The sequence below is a fragment of the Kribbella pratensis genome (genome assembly GCF_004366075.1).
GTDB lineage: Bacteria > Actinomycetota > Actinomycetes > Propionibacteriales > Kribbellaceae > Kribbella > Kribbella pratensis.
Window position 1 is genome coordinate 596,376 of sequence record NZ_SODU01000002.1, and the last position, 14,510, is coordinate 610,885.

15 protein-coding genes are annotated in these 14,510 nt (G+C 68.2%); 9 read left to right on the top strand and 6 right to left on the bottom strand.

Features of this window, described 5'->3' with window-relative positions:
- Positions 1-16 precede the first annotated feature (16 nt).
- Positions 17-568, bottom strand: a complete 552-nt coding sequence (locus tag EV137_RS17865; protein ID WP_238175397.1) for a MarR family winged helix-turn-helix transcriptional regulator — start codon at positions 566-568, stop codon at positions 17-19.
- 196 nt (positions 569-764) lie between these two features.
- Here EV137_RS17865 and EV137_RS17870 point away from each other — a divergent pair, with 196 nt between their 5' ends.
- From EV137_RS17870 to EV137_RS17890, 5 genes are all read left to right on the top strand, one after another.
- Positions 765-1,781, top strand: coding sequence for an ABC transporter ATP-binding protein (locus EV137_RS17870; protein WP_133996901.1), 1,017 nt, complete (start codon positions 765-767; stop codon positions 1,779-1,781).
- Positions 1,778-2,584 carry an ABC transporter permease gene (locus EV137_RS17875; protein WP_134130060.1) on the top strand — a complete coding sequence of 269 codons (807 nt, stop codon included), beginning with the start codon at positions 1,778-1,780 and terminating at the stop codon, positions 2,582-2,584. The genes EV137_RS17870 and EV137_RS17875 overlap by 4 nt, the downstream gene beginning before the upstream one ends.
- A complete protein-coding gene (locus EV137_RS17880) occupies positions 2,577-3,386 on the top strand; it encodes an ABC transporter permease (protein ID WP_134130061.1) in 810 nt (269 codons plus the stop codon). Before EV137_RS17875 ends, EV137_RS17880 begins: the two co-directional genes overlap by 8 nt.
- A 93-nt stretch (positions 3,387-3,479) precedes the next feature.
- A complete protein-coding gene (locus EV137_RS17885; protein ID WP_134130062.1) occupies positions 3,480-4,280 on the top strand; it encodes a DUF8175 domain-containg protein in 801 nt (266 codons plus the stop codon).
- Positions 4,281-4,291: 11 nt separating this feature from the next.
- The gene (locus EV137_RS17890) at positions 4,292-5,608 is read left to right on the top strand and encodes a TrbL/VirB6 family protein (RefSeq protein WP_134130063.1); all 1,317 of its coding nucleotides are present in this window, start codon (positions 4,292-4,294) and stop codon (positions 5,606-5,608) included.
- A gap of 121 nt (positions 5,609-5,729) precedes the next feature.
- Here the strand turns inward: EV137_RS17890 and EV137_RS17895 are convergent, their stop codons facing one another.
- Positions 5,730-6,362, bottom strand: coding sequence for a GNAT family N-acetyltransferase (locus EV137_RS17895; protein WP_134130064.1), 633 nt, complete (start codon positions 6,360-6,362; stop codon positions 5,730-5,732).
- Between the two features lie 52 nt (positions 6,363-6,414).
- Here EV137_RS17895 and EV137_RS17900 point away from each other — a divergent pair, with 52 nt between their 5' ends.
- The gene (locus EV137_RS17900) at positions 6,415-7,341 is read left to right on the top strand and encodes a hydroxymethylglutaryl-CoA lyase (protein WP_134130065.1); all 927 of its coding nucleotides are present in this window, start codon (positions 6,415-6,417) and stop codon (positions 7,339-7,341) included.
- Positions 7,342-7,372: 31 nt separating this feature from the next.
- Complete coding sequence (locus EV137_RS17905) at positions 7,373-8,206, top strand: helix-turn-helix transcriptional regulator (RefSeq protein ID WP_133996923.1); 834 nt, start codon at positions 7,373-7,375, stop codon at positions 8,204-8,206.
- Here the strand turns inward: EV137_RS17905 and EV137_RS17910 are convergent.
- Entirely contained in the window at positions 8,193-8,888 is a 696-nt protein-coding gene (locus tag EV137_RS17910; RefSeq protein ID WP_133996926.1) for an EcsC family protein, read from the bottom strand. The genes EV137_RS17905 and EV137_RS17910 overlap by 14 nt on opposite strands.
- Before the next feature lie 129 nt (positions 8,889-9,017).
- Between EV137_RS17910 and aat the strand changes: the two genes are divergently transcribed.
- Positions 9,018-9,683, top strand: a complete 666-nt coding sequence (gene aat, locus EV137_RS17915) for a leucyl/phenylalanyl-tRNA--protein transferase (protein ID WP_134130066.1) — start codon at positions 9,018-9,020, stop codon at positions 9,681-9,683.
- Here the strand turns inward: aat and EV137_RS17920 are convergent.
- Entirely contained in the window at positions 9,676-10,362 is a 687-nt protein-coding gene (locus EV137_RS17920) for a TetR/AcrR family transcriptional regulator (protein WP_134130067.1), read from the bottom strand. The genes aat and EV137_RS17920 overlap by 8 nt on opposite strands.
- Before the next feature lie 112 nt (positions 10,363-10,474).
- On the opposite strand from EV137_RS17920, the gene EV137_RS17925 reads away from it, so the two are divergent.
- Positions 10,475-10,942 (top strand): nitroreductase family deazaflavin-dependent oxidoreductase, encoded by a 468-nt coding sequence (locus tag EV137_RS17925; RefSeq protein ID WP_238175398.1) that lies wholly within the window; start codon positions 10,475-10,477, stop codon positions 10,940-10,942.
- Here the strand turns inward: EV137_RS17925 and EV137_RS17930 are convergent.
- Both EV137_RS17930 and EV137_RS17935 read right to left on the bottom strand, forming a co-directional pair.
- Positions 10,939-12,726 (bottom strand): ABC transporter ATP-binding protein, encoded by a 1,788-nt coding sequence (locus EV137_RS17930; RefSeq protein ID WP_134130068.1) that lies wholly within the window; start codon positions 12,724-12,726, stop codon positions 10,939-10,941. The two genes, EV137_RS17925 and EV137_RS17930, sit on opposite strands and share 4 nt — an antisense overlap.
- Complete coding sequence (locus tag EV137_RS17935; protein ID WP_134130069.1) at positions 12,713-14,509, bottom strand: ABC transporter ATP-binding protein; 1,797 nt, start codon at positions 14,507-14,509, stop codon at positions 12,713-12,715. The genes EV137_RS17930 and EV137_RS17935 overlap by 14 nt, the downstream gene beginning before the upstream one ends.
- Between the last annotated feature and the right edge of the window lies 1 nt (position 14,510).

Sequence of the window (14,510 nt, forward strand, 5' to 3'; positions counted from 1 at the left end):
TAGTTGTGAGGGTTGGTCAGATCCGGTCGGGTGTGATGGGCCCGAGCCCCGGGCGGCCGTTCGGCCAGCGGCGGGCGTTGTCCCGCACTCGGCGAAGCTTGCCGAGAACGACGTCCTGCTCGTCGGCCAACTGGGACATCCAGAGGCTGTCGATTTCGAGGAGGTGGTCCGGCAGTGCTTCGCGCAGCCGCCGCTTTCCCTCCTCGGTCAGGACCGCGAACGAGCCGCGGGCGTCGTCAGGACAAGGCTCCCGGCGGACCAGTCCGAGGTTCTCGGCACGGTCGACCAGCCGGGTGATGCCGCCGGTGGTGACGGTCAACTCCCGGGCGAGGGAGGTAAGACGCTGCTTCTCCCCGTTGCTGCGGGCCAGCCGCAGCAACAGTTCGAACATTGCCATTTGCAGTCCACTGCGCTTCAGGGAATGACGCATCAGGTGATCCAGCTCGGCTGCTGCTTCTCGCAGCAGGCCGTAAGCCGTCAGCACGTCGCTTTCCCAGGGTTCGGCAGCGCGGGTGGGTTCTGCATCGGCGAGCGCTAGGGGCGAGCAAAGCGAAGGCGCGATGGTCATGCGCGGACTCTATTAGCTGACTAGGTCACTTCGCTACACGGGGTGACCTTTCGGCTACAGATCGACCCAGAACCGCGTGCTCCTGAGCGTAACCGAGCACTCTCCGACAGATCCGGTCTAGAACGGTGAAATTCGGACTGCGGTGTCGGTGGATCGGTGGGAGGATGACCGTTCGCTCTTGCTGGGGAGGGTACGCATGGCGGTGATCGAGGCGGCTGAGCTCGTCAAGGAATTCAGCCGGCCGGCCGTGCTGGAAGGCCGGCTGCCGCGGCTGCGGGCGCTGTTCAGCACCAAACGCGACATCAACCGCGCGGTGAACGGGGTGAACTTCGAGGTCGAGCCCGGTGAACTCGTCGGCTACCTCGGCCCGAACGGCGCCGGCAAGTCGACAACGATCAAGATGCTGACCGGGATCCTCACCCCGACGTCCGGCGTGTGCCGGGTCGCCGGGCTGGAGCCGTCCCGGGACCGCGCCCGCAACGCCCGCAACATCGGCGTCGTCTTCGGCCAGCGGACCCAGCTCTGGTACGACCTCCCGCTCCGCGACTCGTTCGAAGTCCTCGCAGACCTCTACAACCTCGACCGAACGACGTACCGCAACCGCGTCGGTCTCTTCACCGAACTGCTCGACCTGTCCGACTTCCTGGACACACCCGTCCGCTCGCTGTCACTCGGCCAGCGGATGCGCGGCGATCTCGTGGCCGCGATGCTGCACGAACCGTCGATCCTCTTCCTGGACGAGCCGACTGTCGGCCTGGACGTGGTCGCGAAGGCGCGGCTGACCGAGTTCATCGCCGAGACCAACCGGTCCGCCGGTACGACGGTGGTCCTGACCACGCACGACATGGAAGATGTCGAGCGGCTCTGCCATCGCATCATCGTGATCGACTCGGGCACGGTCCTGTACGACGGCGACCTGTCGCGGTTGAAGGAACGCTTCATGCCGTACCGCTTCCTCGTCCTCACCTTGGCCGAGCGCAGCATCCGCCGGGTCGCGGACATCCCGTTCGCGACCGAGGTGGAGACCAGCGCGGTCGGCACGGTCCTGCCGTACCCGGACCGCAGCGTCGTCCTGCGTTTCGACCCGCGGGAGATCACCACGCCCGAGCTGATCGCGCGGGCGTCGCAGGTGTACCAGGTCGACGAGTTGTCGATCGTCGATCCACGGCTGACCGACGTGATCTCCCAGCTGTACGACGGACTGCTGACGTGAGCACGGCGGAGCAGGTCAGGGCGTTCCGCGGGATGACCCGTGCCGGCACCCGATCCGTCCTCATCTACCGAGGCGATCTGATCACCGGCGCGGTGACGTTGGTGATCCAGGTCGTCCTCGCGATCGCGGTCTGGCGGATCGTGTACTCCGGGCGTGGGCCGGTCGACGGTGTGGACGCTCGTACCGCGGTGGCGTACGCGGCGATCGCGGCGTGTCTGCAATCGGTGCTCCTTCCGTGGCAGTTCTCGTCGTTACCGATGCGGATCCGCAACGGGCAGATCGCAACGGACCTGACCCGGCCGCTGGGCCTGATCTGGCAGGTCTTCGGGCAGAACCTCGGCGTCCTGCTCGGCCGGCTCCCGCTCGGCGCGTTCGGGCTCGCGGCCGCCGCGGTCCTCGGTGCGTTGACGCTGCCGCCGGGGTGGGCTGCGGGACTCCTCTCGCTGGTGGCGACGGTCGGCGGCGTACTGGTCGCGATGCTGTGCAACCTGATCGTTTCGATGGTGACGTTCTGGACGTTCGAGGTCGGCGGGCCGTTGATCGTGTACCGGTTCGGGAGTGCGTTCCTCTCGGGGTCGTTGATTCCGCTGTGGTTCATGCCGGGGTGGTTGCGGGCTTCGGTCGAGTGGCTTCCGTTCCAGGCGCAGGTGTACACGCCCGTTTCGATCTATCTCGGTCAGACACGTGGTGGTCAGGCGCTCGCGCTGGTCGGCGTACAGCTGGTGTGGGTGGTCCTGCTGACTGGCCTCCTCGAACTGGTCTGGCGACGGGCGCGGTACCGGGTGGTGGTGCAGGGTGGCTGAGCAGACGTGGCTGCGTCAGTACGTCATCCTCGAACGCGCTGCGTTGCGGGCGCAGTTGCAGTACCGGGTGAACTTCTGGACGACTCTGATGGGCGGTGTCGCGTACCAGGGCACGCAGTTGCTGTTCCTCGGCGTACTCCTCGGGAAGTTCGGACTGATCGGCGGCTGGGGGTTCTCCGAGGTCGCGTTCGTGTTCGCGATGCGACTGGCGTCGCATGCCTTGTACGTCGTCCCGTTCGGGGCGCTGATGTTCACCGACGAGATGGTCCGCGACGGTGAGTTCGACCGGGTCCTGTTGCGACCGGTGAACCCGTTCCTGCAACTGGTCACGCGGAGGTTCCAGCTGATGGCGCTCGGGGACGCGCTGCTCGGCTTCGGTGCGCTGGCCATCTTCGGCTGGCAGGCGCCCGTCGACTGGACCCCGGCGAAGATCGGCTACCTGATCCTCGCGGTCGTCGGCGGCGGTCTGGTCGAAACCGGCATCCAGACGTTCTTCTGCGGCCTGTCCTTCGTCGCCACGTCCACCTTCTCCCTTCGCATCTTCGCCGACAGCTCGATCACCCAGTTCTCCGGCTACCCGCTGACCATGTTCGGCCGGGCCACCTTCTACGCGTTCTGCACGCTCTTCCCGATGGCGTTCATCTCCTTCCTCCCGGCAACAGTCCTCCTCGGCCGCACTTCCGACGTCCCGCTCCCCACCTGGCTGACCACCCTCTCCCCGCTCGCCGGCCCCGTCGTCCTCGCCCTCGGCTACTCCTTCTTCACCAAGATGATGCCGAGATACACCAGCCCCGGGAGCTGACTCTTCGGGCCTGTGGATAACTTCCGCGGCGGTCCGGCGATTTTTGCGAGCCTTGATCCGCGCGGTTGTGGATCAACGGAGGCGGGGAGTCGGATGAGCAAGGACAAGGACGAGAGTTCGCCGTACGGCGCTGGATTCATCGCGGCCTGCATCGTCGTCGGTGCGGTCCTGATCTGCGGGATCGTCATCATCTTCGCGGGCGGGGGCGGCTCGACCCGCGCGAGCGCCGCGGCCCAGCAGCCGGTCGCGGCCGCCTCGGTTCCGCCCACGAACGAGCCGGCCTCCGCGCCTGGCACCCCCGAGGGTGGTCCGGCGCAGACCAGCAACACCAACAGCTCCGGAAGCGAGGGGCGGACGGGTTCCTGCGGTCTTCCGGCCGGTGACCAGGCCGTTCCCGCCCAGGCGCCGGCGGTCGACGGTTGGGAGGTCAGCCGGCGGGTCGTCGTACCGCGCTCCTCGAAGTACGGACCGGGCACGACCGACTCCGACGGGTTCCGGCATTGCTTCGCGCACTCGCCTACCGGCGCGGTGTACGCGGCGTACAGCGCGATCGCGGCGATCGCGGACCAGAGCAAGCTCGTCCCGACGGTCAAGAAGCTCATGGTTCCCGGCTCGGCGACCGACAGCCTGCTCCGCCAAGTCGCCGCGGACGGGTCCTCGAGTGCCACCTCGACGGTCCAGGTCGTCGGTTACCGGGTCATCGACGCCGGACCGGACCGAGTGACCCTCATGCTCGCCATGCCCGTCGAGTCCGTGTACATGAGCGCCAACCTGACCCTGGTCTGGCACGAGGGTGACTGGCGTCTCCAGCCGCCGCCTCCGGGCGAGGCTGTCGGAGCCCCCTTCTCCCAGCACCGCGACCTGAGCGACTTCGTGAAGTGGAGTGGTATCTGATGTGCTCACCAATGGACATGAAGTGCCACGTCGTCGAGGGCGTCCAGTCCGCCGCCAACAACGGGATGGCGACCTTCGAGCGGATGACCTCGGACTTCTTCTCGACCATCCTGAACTCGCTGGCGACGTTCTGGGTCGAGCCGAAAACCCCCGTCGCCCTCGCGACCTCCAGCGCCGACGGGCAGACCTGGACGGAGAGCAAGACGGTCGCGTTCGTGCATGAGAAGACGCTCGGATTGACGTTGACGATCTTCGCTCTCGCGATCGTCATCGCCGGAATGCGGATGGCTTGGGAGCAACGGGCCAAACCGCTCCAGGACCTGCTGAAGGCGATGCTGACATTTGTGGTCGTCTGCGGTGCAGGAACCGCAGCTGTGCAACTCCTGATCGCGTGGTCGGACGACTTCGCCCTGAGCGTGGTACATGACGCGATCGGAGGCCATAGCTTCGTGGACGCCATGAAGAATGTGGTCACCGGGCCCTCCGATACCGGTGGCGGGGTCGGGAACGTGGTCAAGTCAGTACTGATGCTCGTGCTTCTCGGACAGTTGTCGGCCTGGGCTTCGCTGATCCAGATCGTCCTGATGCTGATTCGATCGGCGATGCTGGTGCTCCTTGGCTCGACGCTGCCGCTGGCAGCCGCGGCGACCAACACCGAGGTCGGCAAGGCGTGGTTCAAGAAGTACTGCGCGTGGACCCTGGGCTTCATCGCCTACAAGCCTGCAGCGGCCCTGATCTACGCGGCTGCGATCAAGCTCAAGCAGGAGAAGATGTTCGCCCAGGGGAGTTCGGGCCTGCTGCCGTCCCTCACCGGCGTGATGATGATGATGCTCGCGATTTTCGCCTTGCCGGCGCTGCTGCGCCTCGCGGTGCCGATCACAGCGGCCGTCGGGGGTGGCTCGGCCGGCATGGGGAGCACCGGTCCCGAGATGGGGTCGTTGGCGTCGGGCGCCGTCAACGTCGGCCCGTCCTCCCGCAGCGGTAGTAGCGCAGGGACATCCGGTGGCGGGGCATCGGGGGCCGGCTCATCGGGTGCGGGTGCGAGTGGTGCTGCGACGACCGGCGCCAAGGCTGCCGGGCTTGGGCCGGCGGGTGTCGCCGCGGCCGCGGCGCGCAAGGCTGTGGGGGCGTTCGCCGGGGCGGCGGCGCATTCGGCGGGTGAGGCAGGTGGTGGCAGTTCGGGGGCGTCCATGCCTCGGTCGAGCGGCAGCCGGTCAAGCGGCGGCCGCACGAACAGCCGAAGCCCCGGTGGACGGACCAGTCCAAGCCCCAAGGTTCCCGCCGGTTCCACAACCGGTGGAGACACCGGACCCTCCGGTAACTGGTAGCCGGTTCGCAGACAGGAGGATGGGTGCGATCGCTCTTGTCCCCAGGGTTATCCACAGCTGTGTATTGGGGCTGTCGGCAACGATCTGCTGGGTGTTCATCTGCTGGGTGTTCATCTGCTGGTCACTTGACCAGCAGGGCCTCGGAGCCGACTGGTTTGTAGCCGACGGCCAGGAAGGTGCGCAGGGAGGCCGCGTTGCCCGGCGTGATCTGGGCCCAGATCGAGGTGTCCGGCGGAATCAAGGCCCGGGCTGCCAACGCGAGCCGGCGGCCGTTGCCTTGACCGCGGGCGTCCGGTGGCACCTCGATCGCGCACTCCAGGCGCCCGGCCAGGCCGCAGCCGATCACCACGAGCCCGCCGTGCGCGTCGCCGTACACGTGGACGTCGTCGCGGTACCGCCGCGCGCGTTCGACCCGCGGGTGGTCGTGGTCGGCGAGCTCGGTCAGCCCTGCAACTGCAGCCGGGTCGGTGAGGGCCGGGGCGAGCAGCATCGCGTCGATCGCGTTGACCTGGCGGCCGGTGAACTCCTCGAGCGCGGCCAGGAACGGCGGGTTCGTCGGCGCGAAAGGATCGCCGTCCGGGACCCGCTCCGTGACCCAGGCCGGATCGACGTCCGCGGCGATCACGATGTGCCCGGTGAACGCGACCACGCACGACTCCCGCTCCGACGGCGCGGGTACGACGGTGAGCCCGAGATCCGGGGGCGGGAACACGCCGCGCTCGACGCCCCGCAGAATGTCAGCAAGAGATGTCATCACGAGCATTGTCACGGAGACCCCGTGTCATGCTCGACGAGGAGGCAGCACGATGCGCGAACCGCAGCTGGTGAAGGCCGACGGACTGCCCGACCGGGTCACGATCTACGAGGTCGGTCCCCGTGACGGGCTGCAGAACGAGTCGGCGATCGTCGACGTCGCGGTCAAGGCCGAGTTCATCCGGCGACTGCTCGACGCGGGTCTGACGACGGTCGAGACGACGAGTTTCGTGCACCCGAAATGGGTCCCTCAGCTGGCCGACGCGGCCGAGCTGCTCGACCAGCTGGAGCTGCCGGCCGGGGTACGCGCCCCGGTCCTCGTCCCGAACGAACGCGGTCTCGACCGTGCGCTCGCGGCCGGTGTCCGTGAGATCGCGATCTTCGCGAGCGCGACCGAGACGTTCGCGGCGAAGAACCTCAACTCCACGCTCGACGACCAGTTCGCGATGTTCACGCCGACGATCCAGCGTGCGCTCGCCGAGGGCCTGTCGGTGCGTGGCTACGTGTCGATGTGTTACGGCGACCCGTGGAAGGGCGACGTACCGATCGACCAGGTGGTCAAGGTCGGCGCGCGGCTGGTCGACCTCGGGTGCCACGAGCTGTCGCTCGGCGACACGATCGGTGTCGCGACGCCAGGCCAGGTCGGTGCGCTGATCGCCGCCTTCGGTGCGGCCGGCGTGGGTGTGGACAAGCTGGCGGTGCATTTCCACGACACCTACGGGCAGGCGCTCGCCAACACGCTCACCGCGCTGCGCGACGGCGTGACCACGGTCGACAGCTCCGCCGGCGGCCTGGGCGGCTGCCCGTACGCCGAGAGCGCGACCGGCAACCTCGCCACCGAGGACCTCCTCTGGCAACTCAACGGCCTCGGCATCGAAACCGGTGTTGATCTGGAGAAGCTTGTCTCCACCAGCACCTGGATGGCCGAACAACTGGGCAAACCCTCCGCAAGCCGAGTAGTGCAGGCTCTGGCCGGCTGAAAATGTCGGTGGCGCCTGCGACCCTGGTTCGGTGAGTGCGCAGCGAGCTGAACTCGGCGAGTTCTTGAAGGCTCGGAGGGCCCGGGTGGCGCCGGAGGATGTTGGCCTGCCCAGCGGCGGAAGACGGCGGACGCCGGGGTTGCGGCGGGAGGAGTTGGCGCTGCTCGCCGGTGTCGGCGTGACTTGGTACACGTGGCTCGAGCAGGGCCGGCCGATCAACGCCAGCGGGCAGGTGCTGGACGCGGTCGCGAAGACGCTGCGGCTGACGCCGGTCGAGCGCGAGCATCTGTACCGGCTGGCCGAGGCGACGCCGGTGCGGCTGCCGCGTACGACGGACTGCGCGAGCGAGGCCGTGTTCGACGAGATCGTGGCGGCGCTCGACCCGCTGCCCGCGGTGATCACGAACACCCGGTTCGACATCATCCGCGCGAACCAGGCGTACCACGACCTGTTCCACGACTGGCACCAGCTGCCCTGCATCCACAAGAACCTGCTCTGGTGCATCATCACCGAGCCTGCCGCCCGCGAGCAGTTGCTGAACTACGACACCGAGGTCCCGTATCTCGTCGGCCGCCTGCGCTCGGCCTACGGCGAACACATCGGCGACCCGGACTGGGAGACCGACCTCGAGCGCCTGCAGTCGATCTGCCCCGAGTTCGCCCAGCTGTGGTCACGCCACGAGGTCGCAGCCTGTACGCCGCGCCTGCGTCGGATCCTCAACCCGATCGCCGGCGAACTGCACCTCACCGTGACCGAACTAGCGGTGTCAGCGCACCCCGACCTGGTCCTCTACGTCGAGACCCCCGCCGACGACGAAACCCGGGCCAAACTCCAACTCACTCGCAGGGAGGCTACGGCTCGATAGGTCGGCGGATGCGCCGTACCAGGCTCTTGTCCGCGAACTGGCCGACGCGGTACGTCGTCCAGCCGTCGACGCCGGCGCCCACGGCACCGCCGAGCAGCGGGATCCGGCGAGTGAAGGTCACCGCCATCCGCTTACCGCTGATCCGCCCGATCAGCTCCGCGACGACCTCGCCGGAGATCTGGCGGTCCAGCTCCGGGTCGAACACCGGCGCGGTCGCGATCGCGAGCGGAGACGAGACCAGGCTCGACTTCCGTAGCCGGGCCGTCACGCCGTCCTCACCGAGCAGGCAGGTGATGACCGCCGTACGGACCCGCGGGTCGTCGAGGTCGTACCCGCGCAGGTGCGCGATCGCCGCGACCATCCGGCACTGGACGACCGCGAGACCGGTCAGGTTGGCGGGCAGCGCGACGGGCAGGGTGACGAGACCGCCGATGCTGGTGACGAACCCCTGCACGCCGGCGAGCCGGATGTGCTGGTCGATCACTGCCTCGATCGCGTCCGTGACGTCGCCGTCGCACCGCTCGAGCTTGTTGTCCGCGATCCGCTCCGCGCCCGGGAACCGCTGGTACCCGTCGATCGCGATCTCGAGGATCTGGCGCAACACACCACCCGCCGCCGTCGGGGCGAACCGCTGCGCGGCGGGCGCGAGACTACTGGCGACGAACCTGGCTACTCCGGCCACGGTGCTCCTTCCCGCCCGGCCCCACGCGTAAGAACCCGGACGTGCTTCAACTGTACGTGGCTCCGCAGCTCTCGGCACTCGGGACAAACCCTTAGGGTCCCTAGGTGTGCCCTGGTGCAGGATGGTGTCGTGCCGATCGAACCTGCTCCGTCCCAGTGGGACTTCCCGCCGGTCGGTGTGGCTGGGGCGAGTGATGTGGTCGCGGGCGGTGCCGACCTGGCGCCGGGAACGATTCTCGCCGCGTATCGGCGGGGGCTGTTCCCGATGCCGGATCATCGCGGTTCGGTGCTGTGGTGGTCGCCGGTCGACCGCGGCGTCATCGAGGTCGCCGGGTACCGCCCGACCCGCTCGCTGCGGCGGGCTCGAGCGAAGTTCGAGATCCGGGTCGACACCGCGTTCGACCGTGTCATTCGGGCGTGTGCGGACCCACGCCGCCCGGGTTCGTGGATCGATTCCGAGATCATCGCGTCGTACACCGAACTGCACCGGCTCGGCTGGGTGCACTCGGTCGAGGCGTGGGACGGCGACGAGCTGGCCGGTGGGCTCTACGGCGTCGCGGTCGGCGGACTTTTCGCGGGCGAGTCGATGTTCCACCACAAGACCGACGGCTCGAAGGCGGCCGTCGCGGGCGCGATCGAGCTGCTGAACGACGAGTACGCCGCCGACCGGGTCTTCGACATCCAGTGGGTCACCGATCATCTGGCCACGCTCGGCGCGGTCTCGATCCCGCGGGAGACCTATGTACGCCGTGTCTCGAAGGCGCTCGAGGTCCCGCTGCCGAAGGCGTTCAGCTGAGCCCGACGAAGGCCGCCATCTGCCGCGAGGCCGACGCGAAGAACTCGTCCGCCGGATCCATCGATCCGACCAGCTGACCGAACAGTTCGAAGCTGAGCATCCCGAACAACTGCGTCCACACGATCACGGTCCGCACCAGTACCGCCGGCGGAACGTCCGGGGCCAACGCGACCAGCACCTCCGTCTGCTGAGCCAGCGCTCCGGACGGCGACGGCGCGTCCGCCGGCGTCACCAGTCGCCCGGACTCCTGGGCGCGCTGCAACAACCCCAGCAACAGCAACGGCACCCGAGACGCTGGTTGCACCGTCGCCTGAGGCGCCTGGTAACCGCTGATCGGGGAGCCGTAGATCAGCGCGTACTCCTGCGGATTGGCCCGCGCCCAATCGCGTACGGCGGCATAGACGGCGATCCAGTCGTCCACCGGATCGTCACCGGTCGGCGCCGCCTCGGCCGCCGCGCCCAGAGCGTCGTACGCGTCGATGATGAGCGCGGTCAGCAGCTCGTCGCGGCTTGCGAAGTACCGGTAGAGCGCTGACGACACCATCCCGAGCTCACGGGAGATCGCCCGCAGCGACAGCGCCTCGGCGCCGACGGTGGCCAGCTGCTGCCGGGCAGCGGTCTTGATCTCGTCGGTCAGCTCGGCCCGGGCTCGTTCACGGGCGGTACGTCCGGCGTTCATGGAACCAGTGTGCCACAGAAACGAGAGCAGCGCTCTTGACAATGAGCGGCGATCTACTGTTCACTGATCACAACAGAGAGCACCGCTCTCGCAGAACAGTGAGGGAACCACCGTGACCCAGTACAAGCAGACCTACGACAGCAAGCGCGTGATCACCCTCAACGAGGGCAGCATGCGGGTCTTCAACAAGATCGTCGCGCGGCTGACGAAGCTCGGTCTCAGCCTGATGGGCAGCCGGGTGCTCTCGGTCCAGGGGCGCAAGTCCGGCGAATGGCGCAGTACGCCGGTGAACCTGCTGGTCATCGACGGTCAGCGCTACCTGGTCGCGCCCCGCGGCCACACCCAGTGGGTGAAGAACCTGCGCGCCAGCGGCACCGGGCGGCTGCAGCTCGGGAGCAAGGTCGAGACGTTCCGGGCCGAGGAGCTCGCCGACGCGGACAAGATCCCGGCGCTCCGGACGTACCTGAAGAAGTGGGCCTGGGAGGTCGGCACGTTCTTCGAGGGCGACGTGTCGAAGAACTCACCCGACGAGGTCCTGCACCACGTCGCCCCGGGTGTCCCCGTCTTCAAGATCAACTAGTGGTAGGCGGCCGCCTGGATCCGGTACAGGTCCGCGTAGTGGCCGTCGCGCGCCATCAGTTCCTCGTGCGTCCCGGTCTCGACGACGTGAGCACCGTCCAGTACGACGATCAGGTCGGCCATCCGCACTGTCGAGAACCGATGTGAGACGAGAATCGTGATCCGCCCGTCAGAACTCTCCTTGGCCGCCGCCGCGTACCGCTCGAAGAGTGCGTGCTCGGTCTCGGCGTCCAAGGCGGCGGTCGGCTCGTCGAGCACCAGTAGCAGCGGCCGGTCCCGCATGAACCCGCGAGCCAGCGCAAGCTTCTGCCACTGCCCGAAGCTGATCTCGGCTCCGTCCGGCCAGGTCGAACCGAGCTGGGTGTCCAGCCCCGACTCGAGCCGCTCCAGCACATCCTCCGCGCCGGCTCGTCCGACAGCAGTGGTGACAGCCGGTACGTCGTCCAGCCGCGGCAGGTCGCCGAGTCCGACGCTGTGCGCCGCGCGGAACTCGAACCGGAAGAAGTCCTGGAACGCACCCGCGATCTTCGAGCGCCACGCCTCGGCCGGGATCCGGTCCAGTGGCTGCTCGTCCAGCAGCACCCGCCCACCGCTCGGCTCGTACAGCTTGCAGATCAGCTTCACCAAGGTGGACTTGCCCGCGCCGTTCTCACCGACGACCGCGATCACCTTGCCGGCCGGCAGCGTGAGGTCGACGTCCTGTAGCGCGGGCCGCGAAGCTCCGGCGTACGAGAACGACACGTGCTCCAGGCGGATGCCGTCGACGAGCCGTTCGGGCGCAGGCTGATCCGCTGTGCTGTCGAACGACGCCGCGTAGTTCTCCAGCCAGACCAGCCGCCGCGACCCGTCCAGCCAGATCCCGCGCAGGAATCCGATCTCGCCGACTGTCGCTCCGATGTACGACGACAGCCGCGCACCGGCCGCCAGGATGAGCAGCACTTGACCGACTGAACCATGCAATCCCGAGGCGACGAACAGCACCGCGGCGACGTATGCCGCGCCGAAGATCGCCCACGCGATCCCGTGCCACACGGCACTGGTCCAGCGCGCGGCGGCGATCGGTCCATACCACTGCTCCCACTCGCGACGACGTCCCGCGACCAGGTCGGGCCCGATGCCGATGACTTGGACCTCCTTGCCGGGGGCAGGTGTGGTCGCGGTCTTGAAGAGGTGATCGGCCAGCCGGCTGTGTGGAGCCTGCTGCTCCTCCACCTCGCGTTCGACGCCCGGTCGCCAACTGGAACTGAGGACCGTCGGCAGCGCGAAGAGCAGGAGGAACGCGAGAGCCGGATGGATCGACATGAGCAGGGCGACCGTCACGCCGAGACGCAGGATCCAGCCGCAGGTGGAGAACAACGACATGTACATGTGGTCGAGCACGAAGACCTGTTTGCGCAGTACGGCCAGCCGATCCAGGTAGTCACGGCGTTCGTGGTGCTCGATTGTGGCGACCGACGCCTGCAGCCGGGCGACATGTGCCTCCAGCATGATCGTCACGCGGTCTCGGAACCGGCGTGAGATCCGTGTCGACAACGTCCGCAGGAACCAGGTCGCGGTCACCGACAACGCCAAACCGCTTGTCGCCAGCAGCGCGATCCGCCGATCGCCGTCCAGTACGCCGTCGGCGAGGATCTTCAGCCACAGAGCGAGCAACGCGTCCGGTACGGCGGCCAGCAGCGTCATCAGGAACGCGGCAACGAGCAGCCAGGGCTCGTGCTGGTACCCGAGCTTGCACAGGCGCCACATCGCCGGCAGTGCGCGCGGCAGGTCGTCAGAGCGTGTCATAGCTGAGCCCCTCCTCGTTGACCTCGGCGGTGAAGCGCTGCGCCTGCAGATCGAACATCGTCCGGTAGCGCCCGCCCAGCGCCATCAGTTCGTCGTGGCTTCCGAGTTCAACGACATGGCCCTGCTCCAGGACGCAGATCCGGTCGGCGTGCCGGACGGTCGAGAACCGGTGCGAGATGAGGATCGTGGTGACGTCGCGGGTCGCGGTCAGGATTCGGTCGAAGATCGCCGCCTCACCGCGAACATCCAGCTGGGCGGTCGGTTCGTCGAGCAGAACGAGGCCGGCGCCCTGGCGGACCGCGCACAGTGCCCGCGCCAGCGCGACCCGTTGCCACTGTCCACCCGAGAGGTCGGTGCCGTCGCCGTACCCCGTGGCCAACCGGGTATCGAGATCCGCCAAGTCGTCGGCGCCCGCGTCCGCCAGTGCGGCGCGGATGTCCGCCTCAGGCGCGCCGGCTGGTGCGACGTTGTCCCGCAACGGCAGCTCGAGCTTGAGGAAGTCCTGGAAGACGGCGGCGACGCGTGTCCGCCAGGCATCGACGTCGAGTTCCCGCAGGTCGCGGCCGTCGACCCGGATCGTCCCGGAATCAGGGTCGTACAGGCGGCACAGAAGCTTGGCCAGCGTGGTCTTACCCGCGCCGTTCTGACCGACGACCGCGAGCGACGACCCGGCCGGAATCGTCAGGTCCAGCCCGTCGAAGACCTGCCGATCGGACTGTGGATAGCTGAAGCTCAGCCCTCGAAGCTCGATCTCGACGGGACCCCGGCCGGCCGAAGCGTTCCCGACGCTCAACGCGCCGGCCGGTGCCATCGCAGGCTCCAGTCGCTGTACGGCGGCTACCGGGGCTGCTGCCCCGTCCAACGCCCAGTTCAGTCCGCCGAACGCGATCATGCTGACTCCGATCGCGACCTGTGCGAACACCACCAGCCGGTCGAGCGGCAGCCGCCCGTCGATCGCGGCTGCCCCGAGCGCCCAGAACACGAGACCGTTGGCCATCACCACGATCAGGAGACTCCCGATCATCGGGCGTTCCCGCAGGCGCGTGGCGGCGTACTGCAGCTCGAACAGGCGTCGGCGTCGCTCGGTAAAGCGCCGTACGGTCCAGTCGGCGAGGCCGAACAGGCGCAGCTCCTTCGCCGCGTCCGGCTCGACCGCCAGCTCGTAGGCGTAGTGCGCATGCCGTTGCGCCGAACGGACCTCGGCGGTGTTCCGGTCCTTCCAGACGCCGCTCTCCCGGAGCAGCCAGTGCGTCGCGGACCAGGCGGCGACGAGCACCAGCGGCGCCCACCAGGTGAACCCGAACAGCACCACCGCGGACGCGATCCCGCCGACCAGCTCGACCAGACTCCCCGCGACGAAGTCGACGTTCAGGTACATCGGCGGTCCGGTCTGGCCGTGGTCGAACTCCCGGGCCACCGTCAGGTCCTCACTCAGCTCCGGATCCTCGAGATGCCCGATCCCCGGCGGGCCGACACAAGCCTTCGCCAGTGCGTCGTTCAGGTACGCCGACACCCGACTCCCCAGGTTGGCGCTGACCGCCTGGTGCACCGGCGTCAGCACCTGCAGCAGAACGAACGTCGTACCCATCAACCCCAACGGCGCGGCCAACGACTCCCCGTGCTGCACCGCCCCCACCAGCCACCCCATCGCCACCGCAAACACCGCCGGCAACGCTCCCCGCGCCACCAACAACCCCCACCAGGCGATCGCCAGCCCTCGATCCGCCCGCGGCAGCACACCGAAGAACCGCCACTCAGCCCGCTCCCACAGCCGCCTCACCATC